Below are 18,719 nucleotides of genomic sequence, written 5' to 3'. Positions count from 1 at the left end.
TCATGTGGTTGCAATTCAATAACGGACAAAAGGGCTGCAACGCTATCATTCCCCTATGACGTCATGAATCAATGGCGATATCTGCGCCGCTGCAAGACGTGCAGCCGACATGCTGGGATGATGCGAGTCAAAAAGCATGGCGTTACCGCCGGGCGCGAAGTTGCATATATCGCGTTGGCAAAAGAGCCTTTGAGGGGAATACAATGTTGCCGACTTCGACAGCGTGCTCTCAAGTTCTTTCATCCCTTCGAGTTGGATGACGTGTTCGGCGCTCCCGCCGCGTGCAAGATAAGTTGGCAAGTCAGTGCGCTGGCTGATCATCGGAAACGGTCCAATTACAATGACATGCTTTCCGACACTCCTGAGGAACGACGCCGTTCTGGCAAGCTCGTTCTGCCTGGTCGCCGAGCGTGACACCGGTGATTCGAAGTATGCCGATAGAATTACGACGCCGGTTGACTTGTCATCGGCGAGGCTTTTGGCAACTTGCTTGTTCCAGTCACTGCACTGAGGGCGGTTACTCGTACCCACGCCGTTGGAGCTGGGCGGGCAGGATGAATAGGTGAGCTGCCTGACGGAAAAGCCCTGCTCACTGATAGCTTTCGCCATCTCTACACCATGGCTATCTCCCCACACTGCCACCTTGAGGCCGTTCTTGGGACCAAGCACGCAGGCTGAAGAATAGTCAGGGAGGCCTCCGTCGAAATGGCACCGAGCCCGGTCTGGACTGTAGTCGTTCCTGGCGGCGTCAAACGCGACCGTCGAGGCAGGTAGCCGGCCCGGCCATCCTCCGAGAGAGGAATAGATTGCCGAGACGAACAACAAGATCGCGGTCGAGGAAGCTGCGCCTACGAAAAGCGTTCTGCTGCCGATCTTCGTGCGATCGCGGGTGGGCGATTCAACAAACCGCCACGTGAGCCATGCAAGCAGGGACGACAGAAGGATGACGATTGCCTTGCCCAAGCTGCTTTCGAGCCAGCCCACGTTCCTAAACAGGGTGATTACTGGCCAATGCCAGAGGTACAGGGAGTAGGAAATGTGGCCAATAAAGACCAGCGGCCTTGTGCTGAGCAATCGTCCAGCGAAGCTGCTGGGCCCAGCATAGATCAGCATGGCCGCGCCTGCGGTTGGCGCGATGGCCGCATAGCCGGGGAAGGGAGTCGACTTGTCATAGACAAACACTGGAACCATGGTCAGCGTCAGTCCTATGGCGCCGATCAATCCAGAAGCCCGCGTTGGAGCAGGATTGTCTCGGGTCGAGATGTAGATGGCCAGCGCCGAACCCACCAGAAGTTCCCACGCGCGCGTAGGCAGGAGATAGAAGGCTGCCGAGGGCGATCGCGGTGTGAGATAGATGCAGGCGCCCAGTGAAAGACCGATCGCTATCAGCGTTATCGCCGGTCGATATCGACGCGCATACTTGACGGTCACAAAGAGTGCGAGGGGCGCGATCAGATAAAATTGCTCCTCGACACCCAGCGACCACATGTGCAGGAGCGGCTTGGCCTCGGAGACAGGGGAGAAGTATCCCGACTGCAGCCAAAAATTGATGTTTGCGACAAATAGCAGGGAAGACGCGACGTCGCGTCCGAACGGCTCGAACTCGCTGGGAAGCAAGATGAAAGGCGCGCAGATGATCGTGAAGAACACCACGACTGCAAGAGCAGGAAATATTCTTCTGATGCGCCGTTCGTAGAACGATAGAACACTGTAGGTGTTGTTATCAAAATCTCTAAGCAGAATTCCTGTAATCAGGAAGCCGCTGATCACGAAAAAAATATCCACACCGACGTACCCGCCGGTGATGAGCGGTATGCCTGTGTGATAAAGGAGCACGGGCAGGATAGCGATCGATCTTAGGCCATCGATATCTGCGCGGTACTTTTGCATCTGATTTCCCTGGTCGCCAACTGGGTGTTCTAGGAGAGCTGCTGCGTGAGCCGTCGAGCTTTCGCTCCGTCGGGGGCGGAATCATTCACATCTTTCGTTCTTCGCAGCGCCGGCTGCCAGGCACACAAGCGCAATGCCCAGTGTTGTATACACATTGTTGAGGGCCGATACGGAAAGGCCACTTGCCAGAACGATGAGAATGACGCAGAGCCGCTGATGGCGTTTGGCGTTCTTCATCACACCGATGAGGTAGATGAACGTCAGGGCGGTTACTGCAAGGCCATGATCGTAGATCACCCGCATATTAAAGCTATGCAGGATGACGGAATAGCAACTCCCGTTGCCGCTAAAACTGAAGAGCGATTGATAGTAGGAGAGTGACGAGCACACGTGTGCGGGAAGTGGAGAAATCCTATCGGCACCAAGTAGATAGTCCGTTGTGTCCCAGTCTCTTATCGACTCAAGGAACATCATCAGAAACCGAAATCTATCGATCGACTCGATTCCACCTTGTGAGCGATTCTCGAAAATCAGGAATGCAAACACGACTGCTGCGGTGCCGGCGATCATTCCGCCGACGACTTTTGCAGAGTTACGGGACCTGAAGTCGAACGCGAACAGAACGGCCAAGGCGGCAGCGATTGCAGCGGAGCGAGATCCGGAGAGGATGACCACGGCCAGCAGTGTGCCAGTCTGCAATCCGCTGATCTTTACACCTGAAACATGGGCGCTGAAGTAGACGAGTGACAAGAAGATGATTTCGAAGTTGTTCTCTGTCATCAGAACGGGCCGATCAATTCCGATGACCCGCTTTGCTAGATAGACACTGAAGAACATGAAAAGGCAAAGGTTCAGCAGTCGCCTGAAATCTTCCGATTTCATGGGGCCAGGTGCCCACGCGAACGGTGCGAGCAGGATCAAGTACCAGACGAATTTGTACGCCTGCGCAAAGTCCAACGGATTTGTATTCCGCAAGCCAACGGCAAGCGCCGCACCGGCGACAAGGTAGCCAATCCAGAAGAGCTGCTGAGCAAAGAGCCGATCCTTACGTGCGCCATACACCCACAGCAGGGCAGCAGACGATGCCGCGAAAACCAAGTCCAGCATGGGCTCGCCAACCGTCACGCCGGACAGTCGAGGTAGCCACGCTGTTGTCACGATGAGAATCGTTCCAAGGTAGAGCAGCGAAATTGGATACGGCCGGCGTTTGATGGTGAATGCGCTGGAAATACTCATTCTTGGAATTCACTGCTGCTTGGGCCCTTCTGCTTCAGAGAGCGAATGGCGACAGAGACAATAGAGCGGTAAAGCGATCTTGGTAGCATGAATCGCAACCAATGACGGAGCGCCACCTTGGGCGGCACTTTCGCGACAGTCACACTTTGTACCAGATCCTTCAGGACAACCAGGAAACGATGCTTGGGCTGATAATAGGAGAGCACTGTAGCTCGATATCCGATGATCTCCGCCGGTGTCATCATATGGGCGTGCTGGTTCAACCACTGGGCAGGTGCCGCTGATCCCGCATGGCGCGACGTACGTCCTACCTCGCTGATGTCCGTCCAGACGATCAAGGGTTGCTCCAGCATGCGGAACTTGGTCCCATCCACGTCCACTCTGAGGCAGAAATCAAGGTCTTGACCCTTGCGAAGCTCTGGATTGAACTTGATCCGCTTCGCGAGGCTGCTGTCCATGACGATCGTTGAGGTCTGCACGAACTGATTTGCGATGAACAGATAGCTGGCCATCGACTCATCCTCCCGGATCGGGCGGTCGGGACGTATCCACATGCGCTCGGGAACCCCACGGTCCACCTTGGCGTAAGAATAAAGTGCCGGATAGGGCGACCGACGCAGATACGCGTGGAAGAGCTCCAACTTCTCGGGTACAAAGAAGTCGTCGGAATCAAGAAATGCGATGTAAAGTCCGACTGCGGCCTCGATTCCCGTATTGCGCGCGGCCCCCCCTCCCCCGTTGGGTCGCTGTATTACACGGAAACGCCGATCCGCAAGCTGGTCTACCAACCTGGTCAGCGCGTCGACATCCTTTGATCCATCATCGACGATGATGCATTCGAAATCGGAGAACGTCTGACCCTGAACCGAAAGCAGCGTCGGGAGAATGGTTGATGAGCGATTGTAGGTGGGAATCACAATCGAAAAGAAGGGGGACATGCGTGTCTCTCATCGGCTGCTACCCGAGCCATGGGAAGTGGAGAAAGCAGAACTGCCGTGCGACTATTTTGAAGCCAGCTTGGAATGATCTGTCAGCGCGATCCACAGCGAGTGAGGCGTTGTAACGGCATATCGGACGAACAACTCCTTCGGTCGCGTGGCCAAGCGATGAACCCACTCCAGGTTGTTGCGTTGCATCCAGGCAGGAGCGCGAGGATAGTCACCGGTCACGTAGTTGAAGCACCCTCCGCAGGTGATGATCCATCGCGGCTTCAGTTTGTCGCGCCAACGAACGCAGAATTCCTGCTCCTTGGGCTTCCCCAGGCCGACCCAGAGGATATCCGCGCCGGAAGCGTTGATTGCGTCGACAACTTCCTGTTCTTCGTCCGGGGTGAAGAACCCATTGCGACGGCCAGAAATCTTCATGCCCTTGTACTGCTCTTGCAGAATGCTGGTGCATGATGAATTGACGCGCTCCTCGGATCCCAGAAGATAGAACCCAAAGCCGGTATTCTCGAATGCCCTCGAAAAATCGTGGAGCATGTCAGTTGTGGCACTGCGCTCAGGGATGGCATTGAGCTTCAATCGCTTGGACAGGGACACCAGAAATCCTCCATCGGCATGAATGATGTCGGCCTCCTGTACAAGTGAGCCAAATCTCCGATCGGTGCGTGCCAATGACAATGCGTGGCCATTAGCATCGAACACCAGCTGCGCAGGGCGCGATCGATGCGCGCAGTCGTAAAGCGCCATGTCCACCAGGTCCTGCCGTGACGCGCAAATGATGTTGAAGTCGCCAAACCGCACGGTATCGAACGTGGGCCGCTTTAGGGGAACTGTCGGTGCCGGGATGCTGGTTGCCATTGCCGCCTTTCGTCGAACTGATTAGTAGAAGTAGGGATTGGATTGCCCGATGGCGAACTTCGCTTGCCTGATCCGGCCTATGACGAAGTCCAGGAACGGGCCGCGGCGCGGCTCCATGATGTGCGTGCGCAGCTGTCGGTACTCCTTCGAAAAGACGATCCGATTGCTGGAATGCCACTGCTTGTGTGCCGAGGAGAAGTGCATGATCGCCGGTGACTCGAGGAATGACATGGACCAGCCAGGTGCGAGCTCTCTAGCCAGTTCCTTGTGCCTGAGCAGCATTGATACCTGGCAGTTGTACGTGGGATCAAGCTCGCACCATCGTCCCCTGAGCACGGCATTCAATGCGTCCTGGTCCGGCATCCTCAGCAAGTCCGTGTTGGCGCGTAGATACGCCAGAACTTTGTCCTTGGTGCCATCAGCACGCCATTCTGCGCAGTTCAGGAGCAAGACGCCGGAATTGAAATAACGATCACCGTCCGCCAGCCCCAATCGACTTCCATCATAGAAGGGATTGATGACCGCCCCCGCCAGAACACCTTCCAGGTCGATGTTGAACAGGTCGCTAAGACTGTGTCTTACAAGAACGTCGCAGTCGAGGTACAGGACCTTATCCGCGTCGAGCAGTTCTGGAATCAATAGCCGGTAATACATGCCTCTGGAAATGTGCGTCACTTCCAGTAGGTCGCCGAACTGGGCGGGATCAATGACATGGACGGTCACATCACCGGAGCATAGTGCTTTGAGTGCACCCAGAACGCCAGCCTTTGGTTCCTTGTCCACGATGATATCAACCGAGAACTTGGTGCCCGACGCGCAGCTCTTCGCGATTGATTCTACGGCAGGGACTATGAAGTCCACATAGCGCCCATCCGCGCAGAAGCAGTAGCGCTGCGGCTCGTGGGGAATCTGTTTGTCAGCGTTCAAGGACATATTCAGCGATGCGTTTATGGTTCATGACCACATACGCCACCATCAGTGCAGCGTAGACGGCCAGGGTGTGAACAAAGCCGAGGTGAATGAAACCGTTGTAGCCAATGATCAGGAAAACGTATCCGGACAGCGCCGCCACGCAGGCAAGGTAGGGTGCCTGGTTCTTCATGAGCTGATAGAAGGCCATGCGGGTGCGCAGTCCGCAGGCGCTGGCGGCGGCGAAATAGAACAGCATTCCTGCACTCAGCCGTTGGGCCGCCATTGCGACACACGCGCCTTCCACGCCGAAGAATTGGCCGCCGATCCAGACAAAGACAATCAAGGTCAATGCATCGACCAGCGACAATATTCCTCGCTCACGGTAACGCGCCATCGCTTCGAGTGCGGAAGAGCCAAGTGGCGAAGACAGCAGTCGCGGTGGGACAGCGGCCGTCACTATCAGAGTAAGCGAAATCGCGGCATCCCACTTTCCGCTCCAGACATGACGAATGACGAATGGGAACCACACCAACAGGGAAAGGCACAAGGCCCCTGACATCAGCGAAAGCGCGTGGCCGGCCTTGTGCAGCCCTGAGCGAACTCTAGCCGCGTCGTTTCTGATCGCGGAGAAGAGCGGCAAGAGGAGATGATTCAGCGCCATTCCGATCAACTGCACCGCTGCTGCCATCAACTGATAGGAAAAGTAGAACAGCCCGAGAGCCGCTTTGCTCAGGATCAGAGACAGCACGAGGTACTCGCCTCGTGTAGCAACGTTGTTGAGATAGGAGGAAACAATCAACCACTTGCAGCGTTTGAAGAACGCTCGAAGCCTGCTTGCGCCCGGCCATAAGGGGCTTGCAATGCGCGGTTGGCCCCAGCGGTACATGAGAAATGTGACGAGCGCCAAAATCACTTGGGACGCGACAAAGCTGTAGATTCCCGCGCCAGCTGCGGCGAGCCCGGCCATGCTGAGGTTGCTGGCCAGTGCCGATACCGATTCAACTCGGGAAATACGCTTGAAGTTGAACGCGATCGCCGATCTGGCCTTGTATGGGAGTGCGGCGATGTTGAACGGCATGGTGAGCGCGAGCACTACCGTAATCCAAAGAAGCCGCGGATCGTGGTAGTGCTCAGCCATGATTGGCGCCGCCACAAGCAACAGCGCAACGCCGCTCAGATTCAGTATCTGCGCAGAGGCTGTGAGGCTTGGTGCTTGGGATTCAAAATCGTCACGATGCTCCTGCAGTATCTGATAGAGCCCGACTTCCTTGAATCCGGACGCCAGGAGATAGACGATGGAGATGATTGCAATCAGTCCGAAGTCTTCCGGAAACAGGAAGATGCCCATCACCCATTGGGCAATGAACGCAGACGCCCTGCTCGTCAGCACAATGACCAGCAGGTGGGCAAACCCCTTTTTGCCTACTTGGCTCAGATTCACGGGTTGCCCAATGCTTCGTTGAGGTATCGCTTCGAGCGCAGGATTTTACTCTCCAGATCGTCGCTGATGCTCAGGCGCGCGCCATCGCGGACAACCCGAGTGACCGCTGCCCTCACAACGTTGGGATCATTCTCCAGCACCAACAGATCAGAGGCATTGAAATCTCGCATCATGCTGACGATCCGCTCGGAGCGCCAGCCTGAGGAATAGGCGATGCAGGGACGGTCGAACTTCTGGGTGAAGATGACCCCGTGGAAGGAATCGGTCACCACATACGCCGAGTTCTGGATCGAACGCAGGAACTCCAGGGGGCCATAGTCATTTATCAGATGCGACGCCCACGCAGGTTTGTCAAAGTTCTTCTCGCCGTTGACAAAATGAACCTCCAGATTGGGGTCGGACTCCTTCAGCTGGCCAATGATGCGTTCAGCAATGGGGAAGTTTGCGGTGTCCAATGCATAGACCATGATGTATCGACCGGATGCGGCAGCACCTTCCCCATCGGACTTCAGCTCGTTGAAGTCATGGAGGAGCGTCGGGTCGACGACAACTGTCGACTCAATGCCGATCAAGTCGGCGATGATCTGTCGGCTCACTTCATTGCGAACTGCAAGCGCGTCGAAATTCTTCAGATCCGGCGCAGCCCTTGTGATTATCTCGGGCTTCTGCTCGCGCGTACCGAAGCAGGAAGCGTAACTTACCTTGCGTGGACCGCCGTGGTGAAAGCCTTGGAAGAAGTACGAATCGTACTTGGGCATGAACTTCGTATTGAAGGTCTGGTCGCTCCCGGTAAGGATCACGTCGAAGCGCGCCAAGGCGGCATTGATGGCCTCTTTGGAGGACAGTTGCGGAGCCAGCGGAAGCCTTGAACGAAAAGCGTCAAAACGTCGGTATCGCTTGGCCTGCCGAAAGCGCCTCAGGACGGCCTTGAGCGGATTCCCGCCCTTCAGCCCCATTCCTCGCCAGAACGAGGTGTTCCCCACCATATGGGCGGGGTGAGCCGTGGGTACGACAACTTCATGGCCGATACTGCTCAGGTATTGCGCAGTCGCGTATGCCTGCAGCAGGCCGCCATAGTTGTAATTGAATGAATAGGTCAGAAGCAGCACGTTCATTGCTTGTGCTCCAAGTCCGGGAAGTGAGCAATGTCCGCCAATGGTCGACGCTCTGATCGAGCCACGCTGTACTCGTCCTTGAGTGGCCCGATGGCAACCATCATGATGATGCTCTCCGAGTCCGGGATATATCCCAACTTGCGGATCCCGATGTCCCGCGTGATGGGCGCGGACCAGTTAAGCGGGCACGCTCCGTATCCCTGCGCGTGAATGCCGAGCAGGAAGTTTTGCGCGAACAGGCCGCCATCGATCCAGTGTTGGTAGCGCTCAGTCGGTTCAAGCATCTCGGCGATATCCACTGTCACGATTGCAATGACGGCGGCAGTGTCTCCGAAGCCGCGATTTCCCTTCTGATAGCTCAGTGCCTTTCGCTTCTGCTCTTCGGTCGTAAGAAAATAGAGTCGGCCAGCCTGGCGATTGCACACGCACGGCGCAAACTGGGCCGCCTGAGCTGCCTTCAACAACACCTCTTGTGGCACGGCTCCATCGCCGAAGCCGCGCACTGAGCTGCGGCTGCGCAGGAAAGCTAGATGGATCTCAGAGTCTTGCTGCCGCACTTTCATATGCTTGAGAGCCGAGCCGGAGGGCGCAAATCCTGCATTGCGAGCGCTGACGACCGACTGCGTTACGTGCGAAGGCGAAGGTGTACCCATCTCCGCGTTGAAAGCCATGTAAGTATCAAGGGCGTCTGCGGACAGTTGCACTTCATGTGCGCAGATGCCATCCCGCATGGCCCGCTCCATTTGATCGCCAAGATCCCTGGTCATCTCGGCGCCGAATCCTGGCCGCGGCTGAGGCAACGCTAGACCTTTCTCCACCATATGGTAGTACTTGGTCATGAGGGCGCCACGCGTGGCCGGATGCGTGCGCGTTCTCAGGGTGCCGCTGAATCTGACGAAACGGTAGATGTCATACGAGTAGACTTTCGCGTAGCCATAGGCCACTTTTATAAATTCAGTTAGCTTTTTCATATGGCTGTCGTGCCGATGGCGGAATGAGGGTGGTTTTCACGCAGCATCGCGCGTCACCAGGAATCCGCGGCCTTGGGGGTGAGAGTGGCATTGGCGATTACAATTCAGTCCGAACCGAAAAGGTCGCGCGTGTAGACTTTCTTCGCGACATCCTGAAGTTCGCCAGAAACTCGGTTGGCTACAATTACATCAGCCTTGCGCTTGAACTCAGGCAGGTCGTTGACAACGCGGGAGCGGTAGAATTCTCCATCGCGGAGTGATGGTTCGTAGACTATGACTTCAATTCCTTTCGCCTTGATTCGCTTCATGACGCCCTGAATGGCTGAGGCGCGGAAGTTGTCAGATCCGGCCTTCATGACAAGTCTGTAGATACCAACAGTCTTCGGGGCTTGTCGAATGATGGCATCGGCAATGAAATCCTTGCGCGTGCGATTTGATTCGACAATGGCGTGAATCAGGTTCTGAGGCACGTCGCTGTAGTTGGCCAGCAACTGCTTCGTGTCCTTCGGTAGGCAATAGCCGCCATACCCGAACGATGGGTTGTTGTAATGATTGCCGATGCGCTGATCGAGGCTGACCCCTTCGATGATCTGGCGGGTATCAAGGCCGCGGGAGCTGGCATAAGTGTCCAGCTCATTGAAATAGGCGACACGCATGGCCAGGTAAGTATTGGCGAAAAGCTTAATGGCCTCCGCCTCGGTGGCATCGGTAAACAAGGTGGCGATCTCCTTGCGGATGGCGCCCTCTTTCAGCAGTTCTGCGAACTCGGTTGCACGCGCTGAGCGTTCGCCCACGATGATGCGGCTTGGATGAAGGTTGTCATACAGTGCTTTTCCTTCCCGCAGAAATTCGGGGGAAAAGATAATGTTATCGGTTCTGAAGCGGGCCTTCAGGGCGGCCGTGCATCCTACCGGCACAGTCGACTTGATGACCATTATCGCATTCGGATTCGTGGCAACGACATCCTGGATGACGGACTCGACCGAAGACGTGTTGAAGCAATTGCTGTCTGGATCGTAATCGGTCGGAGTTGCGATAATGACGAAGCGTGCGTCTTTGTAGGCGACCTCTCGGTCAAGGGTCGCGCTCAGTTTCAGAGGCTTGTTCGCCAGAAAATCTTCGATCTCCCGGTCTTCGATCGGGGACCGGCGGGAGTTGATGAGCTCGACACGGCCTGCATCGATATCTAACGCGACAACTTCATGGTGTTGCGCCAAGAGCACAGCGTTGGACAGGCCAACGTAGCCTGTTCCGGCAACGGCAATCTTCACTTCAGCATCCTTCTCTGGCGTTGCACTACGTCAGTCGTGCCAACTGGGGGAGGCAGGGTAGACGCGGTGTGGCCGTCGCGCCCCTCGGCGTCGGTCATTCCAAGGTCCTTGTTCATTTATGTATAGGGGCGTTCATTTTGGGGTTGCACAACGCGTGCAGCCCAAAGCGAAGATTGAATCGTACTACAGCGAAGCTGGCCTATCGCTGGACCGAGAAGGCCCGCTGGCGCCCAGGTGGTTAGTCAATTGCACTTGACTTTGTTGCGCAGGGTGTGGTTGTCGTCCCGCTCCCTTCGGGCCAAGGCTTCGCTGTGCCTGGCAATCTAGTACACTGATGCGCTGGCTAGATTTTGCGGTCACCCTGAACACCCAAGCCTTTGATCGAGCAGTGAATCGTGGCCGCGCCACTGCGTCTCCTCATTTTGAAGTGGAAGCGATGACAAGACAGACGGAAGCCCGAGCAATCAAGGACGATGAGATCGATCTCCGAGAGATCCTTGGCACGATTCTCGACCGGAAGTGGTTGATTGCGGCGGTCACGGGGCTCTTCTTCGTGGTGGGGACGTTGTATGCACTGCTCGCCACTCCGGTCTACCAGGCCCAATCGATGGTGCAGGTGGAGTCCAAGATGCCCGGCATCCCCGGGCTTTCCGAGCTCACTTCGATCGGCGTGACAGGTGCGAGCCCGGCAGCAACCACCGAAGTTGCGCTGCTCACCTCACGTAGCGTGATCGGCAAGGCCGTGGATGACCTGCGTCTGGATATCAGCGTGGCTCCGTACCGGTTTCCTTTGCTGGGCGACTATTTTGCGCGCCGCTTCATGCCCGAGAAGTCGGGTGAAGTAGCACCTGCCAAGTTTGGTGCAGAGAGTTACGGATGGGGCGGAGAATTGCTTGACGTCCAGCGGCTCGACGTCCCTGAAGCTCTGATCAATCGGGAGCTGGTGCTGCGTGCTGCCACGGATGGCGCGTTCGTCCTGGAAGATGACGACGGCCGCGTCGTGCTCAAGGGGAAGGCGGGAGAAAGTGCCCAGGGGGGGGGAGTGACCATTGAGGTGGCGCAACTGCGTGCATCGCCTGGTACACGCTTCAGGGTCATCAAGCTCCGTCGCCTGGATGTGATTTCTGGCCTGCAACAGGCTGTGGTTGCCGCCGAGCAGGGCAAGGACTCGGGCATCCTCAAAGTTACATTCGAGAACGAAGATCCCGAACTGGCCGAATCTGTTGTTCAGCGTGTTGCCCAGGCCTATGTGCGTCAGAACGTTGATCGTGGGTCTGCAGAAGCGGCGGCACAGCTTCAGTTTGTGAAGGAGCAACTCCCCATCGTGCGCAAGCAGGTGGAAGAAGCTCAGCAGGCGATGACCAACTACCAGTCACGCGCCAATTCCGTTGACATCACCATGCAGACCAAAGGTCTCCTGGATCAGGAAGTGGCTGTGGAGGGCAGCATCCAGCAGCTGCGCTTGAAGCAGGCCGAGATGGATCGGAGTTTCACGCGAGAGCACCCCGCCTACCGTGCACTGCTGCGCCAGATCAGCGAACTTGAGAGCCGGAAGTCCGGCTTCCAGCGCCAGGTAAGTAGCCTGCCGGATACGCAACAGGAGTTGCTGCGCTTGACCCGCGACCTGCAGGTGAGCAATGAGCTTTACACCGCGCTGTTGAACCAGGCGCAGCAATTGGATGTCGCCCGCGCAGGCACGGTCGGCAACGTGCGCATCGTGGATCCGGCCGTAGTTGATACAACCAATCCGGTGAAGCCGCGTAAGGCCCTGATCATTGCTATTGCTACGCTGCTGGGCGCTTTCCTGTCCACCGCCTTTGTCTTCCTCCAGCGTATGCTCAACCCCGGCATCGAAGACCCAGCCGACATCGAGGCCATGGGCTTGCCGGTCTACGCGGCCATCCCGCTCAGTGCGTCCAGCACGCTGCCAAAGCTGCGCAAGGGCAAGCACGGAACGCGCGTAATCGCCGATGGTCGCCAGCATCTGCTGGCCGTTTCAGCTCCCGCTGATCCGACGGTGGAAGCGCTACGCAGCCTTCGTACCAGCCTGCATTTCGCCATGCTGGAAGCGAAGAACAACATCCTGACCATCTCGGGTCCACGTCCTGGGGTGGGCAAGACCTTCGTTTCGGCCAACTTGGCGGCAGTAATCGCGCAGGCAGGGCAGCGTGTGCTGGTGATCGATGCCGACATGCGCAAAGGCACGCTCCATAACATTCTCGGCGTGTCGCATCAGAACGGTTTGTCGGACGTGCTGGGCGGCAAGCTCAGCGTTGAAGACGTGATCCACCCGGTATCCGGCTTGGAAAGCATGCACTACATGGTGCGTGGCAACATTCCACCGAACCCGGCCGAGCTGCTGATGCACCCACGCTTCGCGCAGCTCCTGCAGGACATGTCGAACAAGTACGACCTGGTGATCGTTGATACGCCGCCAATCCTGGCCGTCACCGATCCGGCGCTGGTGGCGACCCATGCCGGCTCGAGTCTGCTGGTAACCCGCTTTGGCGTGAATCAGGCCAAGGAGATCGAACTGACACTGCAGCGCTTTGAGCAGAACGGCGTGCAGATCAAGGGTGCAATCTTCAACGCCGTCGAGAAGCGTGCCACTGGCTACTACAGCTATGGCTACTATGAATACAAAACCGACGGCAAGGAGTAATTCCCTGCCATCGGAGGGATGAGGAAGCCGACGGCAAGGTGTCGGCCCTCTGTGTGTTCCGTGGGCGAGGATGCTCCGGGCACCATTCACATCAAGGAAGGCCCCGATGCGTGACATTCTCATCTGTGGCGGTGCCGGCTACATCGGTAGCCACATGGCCCAGCACTTGGCCGAGCAAGGGCACCGCGTCACGGTGTTCGACAATCTGTCCACCGGGCATCGCGAAGCCGTCGCCTGGGGGGAGTTGGTTGAGGGCGACTTGCTGGATGCCGCATCGTTGCAGCGGCTGTTTGCCGGCCGTCGCTTCGATGCAGTGATGCACTTCGCCGCACAGTCGTTGGTTGGTGAATCCGTACGTGATCCCTACGCGTACTATGCCAACAATGTCGGCGGAACAATCAACCTGCTGCAGGCAATGCGCAAACATGGCACTGAGCGCATCGTGTTCTCGTCTACGGCAGCGATCTTTGGTGAGCCGTGCTCAGCGCTGATCGATGAAGACCATCGCAAACAGCCCATCAACCCCTACGGCGCCAGCAAGCAAATGGCCGAGCGCGTACTTGCAGACGCTGCTGCCGCATACGGCTTGCGTTCCGTGAGCCTGCGTTACTTCAACGCTGCCGGGGCGCTGCCGGAACATGGGATCGGGGAGGCGCACCGCTGCGAGACTCATCTGATACCCAATGTGCTGCGTTCGATGCTTGGCCAAGCAGGACGTCTCCAGGTATTCGGACGCGATTACGACACCCCCGACGGCACTTGTGTGCGGGATTACGTCCACGTGCAGGATCTTGCCCGAGCTCATGCGCTGGCACTGGACTACATGGACACGGAGCCCGGTGCACATGCGTTCAACCTTGGTAACGGGCAGGGTTTCTCTGTGCTGGATGTGATCCAGACAGCTGCGACCGTATCCGGCATGCAGGTCCCCTTCGACATCGCTGATCGACGTCCAGGTGATCCTGCGCGATTGGTGGCGTCCGGCGAGCGGGCGCGCCGGTTGCTGGGATGGCAACCGACATGGACCGAACTGGCGCCAATCATCGAGAGTGCATGGCGCTGGCATCGTGAGCCTGCAGTATGGGGCAGGGTCTGAGTTCAGCGCTGTCATGCCGTGCGCATCGGCGTATCATCGGCGAATGATGCAAGACCGTGCCCCCTTTGCCGACATTCCGCGCTGGCGGCATTACTGGAGTCTGATGCGCGCGGATCGTCCGATCGGCACGTTGCTGCTGCTGTGGCCCACCTGGTGGGCGCTGTGGCTGGCGGCAGGCGGCATGCCGCCGCTGTGGACCCTGTTCGTGTTCACCGCAGGTGTCTGGCTGACCCGCTCGGCGGGGTGTGTCATCAATGACTACGCCGATCGCTGGCTCGACCCGCATGTGGAGCGCACCAAGGCCCGTCCGTTGGCGACGGGGGCGATCAGCGGCCGTGCCGCGCTGGTGCTGTTCGCGGTACTGATGCTGGTGGCATTCGGGCTGGTGCTGACCCTGAACGGGCTGACCATCGGCATGAGCTTCATCGGCGTGTTCCTCGCCGCCAGCTATCCCTACCTGAAGCGCTATACGCACCTGCCGCAGGTCTACCTGGGCATGTCGTTCGGCTGGGGTATTCCCATGGCATTCGCCGCGGTCCAGGGCGATGTGCCGCTGCTTGGCTGGCTGCTGTACGCCGGCAACATCCTCTGGTCGACCGCGTATGACACCTGGTACGCCATGGTCGACCGCGAGGACGACCTGAAGATGGGCTCGCGCTCCACGGCGATCCTGTTCGGGGACCTGGATCTGGTGATCCAAGGGGTGCTCTACGCCCTGTTCCTGGCGACCATGGCGCTGGTCGGTGTGCGCGCCGGCCTGGGGAGCTGGTACCTGTCTGGCCTGGCGGTGGCTGCGGCGCTGGTGGTGTACGAATTCTGGATCTGCCGCAACCGCGAGCGGGGGCCATGCTTCAAGGCGTTCCTGCACAACAACTGGGTCGGCGCGGCGCTGTTTGCCGGTATCGCGCTGGATCTGGCGCTGCGCTGACAGGCGCCGCCGGGAAGGGGCGCGTACCGTCCTACGACCAATAGGCGACTGACAGTCCCCGCCGCGAGGCCGAGAATCGAGCCATCGAACCTGGGAGGGTAGGTGATGGCCTCGACGGCAGCAGTGCAGGATGGCTGGATGGCGCGCGCAGCGCTGCGCTCGGCCTCCTGGGCGGAAAAGTGGTTCCCTGATGCCTACGTGTTCGCGGTGCTGGGCGTGGTCATCGTCGCCCTGGCAGCCATCGGCTTCGGTTCCACGCCGCAGACCACGGCCAGTGCCTTTGGCGATGGCTTCTGGAGCCTGATTCCGTTCACCATGCAGATGGCCTTCGTGGTGATCGGCGGTTATGCCGTGGCCACCGCGCCTGTGGTGGCGCGCTTCATCGAACTGCTGGCGCGGGTGCCGCGCACGGGGCGCGGTGCGGTGGTCTATGTAGGCCTGGTCAGCATGCTGGCTTCGCTGCTCAGCTGGGGCTTCTCGCTGGTGTTCGGCGGTCTGCTGGTGCGTGCATTGGCGCGCCGGACCGATCTGCGCATGGACTACCGCGCAGCGGGTGCCTCCGCCTACCTCGGCCTGGGCGCGGTCTGGGCGATGGGCCTGAGTTCTTCGGCTGCGCAGCTGCAGGCGAACCCGGCCAGCATGCCGCCGGGGCTGGTGGAGATCACCGGCGTACTGCCCTTCACTGAAACCATCTTCCTGTGGCAGTCGATCGTGCTGACCGCGGCGTTGATCCTGGTGTCACTGCTGATTGCCTGGTTGACCGCACCGGCGGCTGGCAGTGCGCGCACCGCTGAATCGTTTCCCGGTGCGGCGCAGGCCGAGCCTGAGCCGCTGCAGCGCCGCACGCGCCCCGGCGAATGGCTCGAATACAGCCCACTGCTGACCGTGCTGCTCTCGTTGCTGGCCTTCGGATGGCTGTTCAACGAGTTCGCCAACAAGCCGGTGGTGACCGCAATCGCCAACCTCAATACCTACAACTTCCTGTTCATCTCGCTCGGCCTGCTGCTGCACTGGCGCCCGCGCAGCTTCCTCAACGCGGTGGCCAAGGCGGTGCCCAGCACGACCGGTGTGCTGATCCAGTTCCCGCTGTATGGCGGCATCGCGATGATCCTCACCCACGCGGCCGGCGCCGATGGGCAGACGCTGGCGCACCGGCTGTCCAGCCTGTTCGTGCACATCGCCAGCACCGATACGTTCGCTCTGGTGATGGGCGTGTACTCGGCGGTCCTGGGCTTCTTCGTTCCCTCCGGCGGCGGCAAGTGGATCATCGAAGCACCGTACGTGATGCAGGCGGCCAACGAACTGAAGGCGCACCTGGGCTGGGCTGTGCAGGTGTACAACGCCGCCGAAGCACTGCCGAACCTGATCAATCCGTTCTGGATGCTGCCGCTGCTGGGCGTGCTGGGCCTGAAGGCCCGCGACATCGTCGGCTTCACCTTCATCCAGCTGCTGGTGCACATCCCGCTGGTGCTGGGCCTGCTGTGGTTGCTGGGCATGACGCTGGATTACGTGCCGCCTGTGATGCCATGAGGTGCTGCGCCCGCTGCGCGGCCGGGCCGGGCGGGCGCCGCTGAATGGGTCACAGCCTCTGCGGGCATGAGCACATGCCGAACCCACATGAATCCTTCAGCCGCTTGCGGCACAAGGCGCCACGCCGGTTCATTCACGCGCATGCACATTTCTGTAGCTGCGTCACAACGCATGGTTAACCCACCGCTGCAGACGATGGCCGCAACCACCGCATTCCGCGAGTGGCACTGGAGACACCGCAATGGGCCAGCACAATCAGAACCAGCAGAACCAGCAGAACCAGCAGAACCAGAAGCAGCAGGATCAGCGGGATCAGCAGGATCAGCAGGGGCGCGGTCGCGATCAGCAGCAGCAACAGCAGCAGGAACAGCAGCAGCGCGGCCAGCGCAACCAGCAGCAGGGCGGGCAGGACGAGGAAGAGTGACCCTCGCGTCCCTGTCCAGCATCGCCTGAAGCCCCGCCTTGTGCGGGGCTTCTCATTCCAGTGTGCCGATCCGCTCCAGCACGGGCGCCGCCGACATGTCGTTGGGATTGGTACCCGGTACGCCCTGCGGTACGTCCATGCCCATGCTGCGGTAGAGGTCGATCCAATGCCGGGCGATCTTCCCGGTCTGCGGATTGCGGAAGTTCATTGGCTGCAGCGCGAATACATGGTGGGCACGGAAGGCACGTTCGATGAAGTCCGAGCAGTAGTAGCTGTCATCGTTCGGCACGTAGGAGGCGTTGTAGGGCCTTCCAAGCAGGGTACGCGCGGTGGCGACGGCGTCGCCGATGGCAGCGTTGTGCGGTGCGCGCAGGCGGTAGACCACGATCTGCCGCAGCCGGGCGCGCGCGTCCTGCTGGAACGCAGCCAACGTCTGCCGGCGCGAGCCCTTCTCGTCCGCATGCAGCACTTCCCAGCCCTGCGTCGTGGCGGCCACCAGACCCACATGATCGAAACCGGGATGAGCCTGCGTACCGGTCGCATCATCGATGGCAGCGCTCAGGCCACTGTCTCCTGCGGTGACGAACAGCAGGTCGCCCTCCTGGAGATCCACGGCCGTCGCCGCGGCAGCGGGCAACAACAGGGCGAACAACAGCAGGATGCGGCGCATGGAGGGTCCGGCAACGGGAGGGAGCGCCATTGTAGGTTCCTGCACGGCACACGGCCCGTTCAGCCCCGCCGATGCGGTACGGCGCGTACCTCCCAGCCCAATTCCGCATCCCGCAGCTCGCCCGCGGGTACATCTCCCATCAGCACCTGCAATCCCCGTGCGTTGGGCAGGTCCTTCTGTTCGGGGAACCAGCGCCGGTCGGCGGCAACGACGATCAGCAGGCCTTCGTCATCGCCCATCGGTGCGAACTGGGCCGAGGGCGCGCTGATGGGTTGCAGGCCGAAGCGCCCGGCGGCCTGCAGGCGCACCGAATCGACATCGTGGCTGGGCAGGCCGACTTCGCTCAGGCAGGTCATCTCACTGCCATGGAAGGCGCCCTCCTGCGGACTGCACGGAAGCCGGCGCCGGCCGATCGGCTCCAGGATCAGTCCATCCGGGCCGGTGAAGTACACCGACTGCGATTGCCAGCTGCTTTCCAGCGCGAAGTAGTCCAGTCCTGCCGGGTTGCGCTGCAGCGGCGTACGCTCGCGCAGCCAGGTCATGGCGGCCGCGAAAAGGTTGTCCGGCACGTTGAAGGCCAGGTGCACGCCGCCGACCGCGACGTCATCGGCCAGCCGCAGCTCGATCGTGCTCCAGCCGATGCGGATGCGGTTGCCGCTGACCGGCAGCTGCAACACATCGCGGAAATAGGCCGCCACCCCGGTGACGTCGGATACCGGCAGGGTGAGATGCAACAGACGCATGGTCTCTCCGCCTCGATGCGTGCGCTGA

At 59.3% G+C, this 18,719-nt stretch carries 16 protein-coding genes; 5 read left to right on the top strand and 11 right to left on the bottom strand.

The genetic code is table 11. The annotated features are described in order from the left end of the window. Nucleotides 1-45: 45 nt before the first annotated feature. From IMX13_RS06455 to IMX13_RS06415, 9 genes are all read right to left on the bottom strand, one after another. Nucleotides 46-1,890: an acyltransferase family protein gene (locus IMX13_RS06455; RefSeq protein WP_193396045.1), complete on the bottom strand. Its 1,845-nt coding sequence runs from the start codon at nt 1,888-1,890 to the stop codon at nt 46-48. Nucleotides 1,891-1,971: 81 nt separating this feature from the next. Continuing rightward, a complete protein-coding gene (locus IMX13_RS06450) occupies nt 1,972-3,126 on the bottom strand; it encodes a hypothetical protein (RefSeq protein WP_065181477.1) in 1,155 nt (384 codons plus the stop codon). Further along, nucleotides 3,123-4,064 carry a glycosyltransferase family 2 protein gene (locus IMX13_RS06445; RefSeq protein WP_065181478.1) on the bottom strand — a complete coding sequence of 314 codons (942 nt, stop codon included), beginning with the start codon at nt 4,062-4,064 and terminating at the stop codon, nt 3,123-3,125. The genes IMX13_RS06450 and IMX13_RS06445 overlap by 4 nt, the downstream gene beginning before the upstream one ends. Before the next feature lie 63 nt (nt 4,065-4,127). Further along, nucleotides 4,128-4,928, bottom strand: coding sequence for a WecB/TagA/CpsF family glycosyltransferase (locus IMX13_RS06440; protein WP_065181479.1), 801 nt, complete (start codon nt 4,926-4,928; stop codon nt 4,128-4,130). A 21-nt stretch (nt 4,929-4,949) separates the two neighbouring features. Beyond that, nucleotides 4,950-5,855, bottom strand: coding sequence for a glycosyltransferase family 8 protein (locus IMX13_RS06435; protein ID WP_193396044.1), 906 nt, complete (start codon nt 5,853-5,855; stop codon nt 4,950-4,952). Continuing rightward, nucleotides 5,845-7,281: an oligosaccharide flippase family protein gene (locus IMX13_RS06430; RefSeq protein WP_065181481.1), complete on the bottom strand. Its 1,437-nt coding sequence runs from the start codon at nt 7,279-7,281 to the stop codon at nt 5,845-5,847. Before IMX13_RS06430 ends, IMX13_RS06435 begins: the two co-directional genes overlap by 11 nt. Further along, a complete protein-coding gene (locus IMX13_RS06425; protein ID WP_065181482.1) occupies nt 7,278-8,396 on the bottom strand; it encodes a polysaccharide pyruvyl transferase family protein in 1,119 nt (372 codons plus the stop codon). Before IMX13_RS06425 ends, IMX13_RS06430 begins: the two co-directional genes overlap by 4 nt. Then, nucleotides 8,393-9,367 (bottom strand): nitroreductase family protein, encoded by a 975-nt coding sequence (locus IMX13_RS06420; RefSeq protein WP_193396043.1) that lies wholly within the window; start codon nt 9,365-9,367, stop codon nt 8,393-8,395. Before IMX13_RS06420 ends, IMX13_RS06425 begins: the two co-directional genes overlap by 4 nt. Nucleotides 9,368-9,471: 104 nt before the next feature. Continuing rightward, nucleotides 9,472-10,638, bottom strand: a complete 1,167-nt coding sequence (locus tag IMX13_RS06415) for a nucleotide sugar dehydrogenase (protein WP_065181483.1) — start codon at nt 10,636-10,638, stop codon at nt 9,472-9,474. Between the two features lie 436 nt (nt 10,639-11,074). Here IMX13_RS06415 and IMX13_RS06410 point away from each other — a divergent pair, with 436 nt between their 5' ends. From IMX13_RS06410 to IMX13_RS06390, 5 genes are all read left to right on the top strand, one after another. Next, nucleotides 11,075-13,300: a polysaccharide biosynthesis tyrosine autokinase gene (locus IMX13_RS06410; protein ID WP_193396070.1), complete on the top strand. Its 2,226-nt coding sequence runs from the start codon at nt 11,075-11,077 to the stop codon at nt 13,298-13,300. A 106-nt stretch (nt 13,301-13,406) separates the two neighbouring features. Continuing rightward, nucleotides 13,407-14,396, top strand: coding sequence for a UDP-glucose 4-epimerase GalE (galE, locus tag IMX13_RS06405; protein ID WP_193396042.1), 990 nt, complete (start codon nt 13,407-13,409; stop codon nt 14,394-14,396). Nucleotides 14,397-14,439: 43 nt separating this feature from the next. Further along, complete coding sequence (ubiA, locus tag IMX13_RS06400) at nt 14,440-15,324, top strand: 4-hydroxybenzoate octaprenyltransferase (protein ID WP_193396041.1); 885 nt, start codon at nt 14,440-14,442, stop codon at nt 15,322-15,324. Between the two features lie 105 nt (nt 15,325-15,429). After that, entirely contained in the window at nt 15,430-16,854 is a 1,425-nt protein-coding gene (locus tag IMX13_RS06395; protein WP_193396040.1) for a TIGR00366 family protein, read from the top strand. Nucleotides 16,855-17,095: 241 nt separating this feature from the next. Continuing rightward, nucleotides 17,096-17,278, top strand: a complete 183-nt coding sequence (locus IMX13_RS06390) for a hypothetical protein (RefSeq protein WP_193396039.1) — start codon at nt 17,096-17,098, stop codon at nt 17,276-17,278. Nucleotides 17,279-17,330: 52 nt separating this feature from the next. Here the strand turns inward: IMX13_RS06390 and IMX13_RS06385 are convergent, their stop codons facing one another. Further along, nucleotides 17,331-17,948, bottom strand: coding sequence for a YiiX/YebB-like N1pC/P60 family cysteine hydrolase (locus tag IMX13_RS06385; RefSeq protein WP_053518162.1), 618 nt, complete (start codon nt 17,946-17,948; stop codon nt 17,331-17,333). Nucleotides 17,949-18,007: 59 nt separating this feature from the next. Next, nucleotides 18,008-18,691 (bottom strand): VOC family protein, encoded by a 684-nt coding sequence (locus IMX13_RS06380; protein WP_193396038.1) that lies wholly within the window; start codon nt 18,689-18,691, stop codon nt 18,008-18,010. Nucleotides 18,692-18,719: the final 28 nt, after the last annotated feature.

Origin of the sequence: Stenotrophomonas sp. B2, from assembly GCF_014947095.1 — a bacterium.
Lineage (GTDB): Bacteria > Pseudomonadota > Gammaproteobacteria > Xanthomonadales > Xanthomonadaceae > Stenotrophomonas > Stenotrophomonas maltophilia_P.
The sequence above is the reverse complement of the archived record's forward strand: the minus strand, read 5'-3'. Positions and strand labels throughout refer to the sequence as shown.

Excerpts from the sequence above, each read along its gene's own strand:
- IMX13_RS06445 (WP_065181478.1), bottom strand. The coding sequence starts at position 4,064 with ATGTCCCCCTTCTTTTCGATTGTGATTCCCACCTACAATCGCTCATCA.
- IMX13_RS06450 (WP_065181477.1), bottom strand. The coding sequence starts at position 3,126 with ATGAGTATTTCCAGCGCATTCACCATCAAACGCCGGCCGTATCCAATT.
- IMX13_RS06390 (WP_193396039.1), top strand. The coding sequence starts at position 17,096 with ATGGGCCAGCACAATCAGAACCAGCAGAACCAGCAGAACCAGCAGAAC.
- IMX13_RS06425 (WP_065181482.1), bottom strand. The coding sequence starts at position 8,396 with ATGAACGTGCTGCTTCTGACCTATTCATTCAATTACAACTATGGCGGC.
- IMX13_RS06380 (WP_193396038.1), bottom strand. The coding sequence starts at position 18,691 with ATGCGTCTGTTGCATCTCACCCTGCCGGTATCCGACGTCACCGGGGTG.
- IMX13_RS06395 (WP_193396040.1), top strand. The coding sequence starts at position 15,430 with ATGGCCTCGACGGCAGCAGTGCAGGATGGCTGGATGGCGCGCGCAGCG.
- IMX13_RS06420 (WP_193396043.1), bottom strand. The coding sequence starts at position 9,367 with ATGAAAAAGCTAACTGAATTTATAAAAGTGGCCTATGGCTACGCGAAA.
- IMX13_RS06455 (WP_193396045.1), bottom strand. The coding sequence starts at position 1,890 with ATGCAAAAGTACCGCGCAGATATCGATGGCCTAAGATCGATCGCTATC.
- IMX13_RS06410 (WP_193396070.1), top strand. The coding sequence starts at position 11,075 with ATGACAAGACAGACGGAAGCCCGAGCAATCAAGGACGATGAGATCGAT.
- IMX13_RS06385 (WP_053518162.1), bottom strand. The coding sequence starts at position 17,948 with ATGCGCCGCATCCTGCTGTTGTTCGCCCTGTTGTTGCCCGCTGCCGCG.
- galE (WP_193396042.1), top strand. The coding sequence starts at position 13,407 with ATGCGTGACATTCTCATCTGTGGCGGTGCCGGCTACATCGGTAGCCAC.
- IMX13_RS06440 (WP_065181479.1), bottom strand. The coding sequence starts at position 4,928 with ATGGCAACCAGCATCCCGGCACCGACAGTTCCCCTAAAGCGGCCCACG.
- ubiA (WP_193396041.1), top strand. The coding sequence starts at position 14,440 with ATGATGCAAGACCGTGCCCCCTTTGCCGACATTCCGCGCTGGCGGCAT.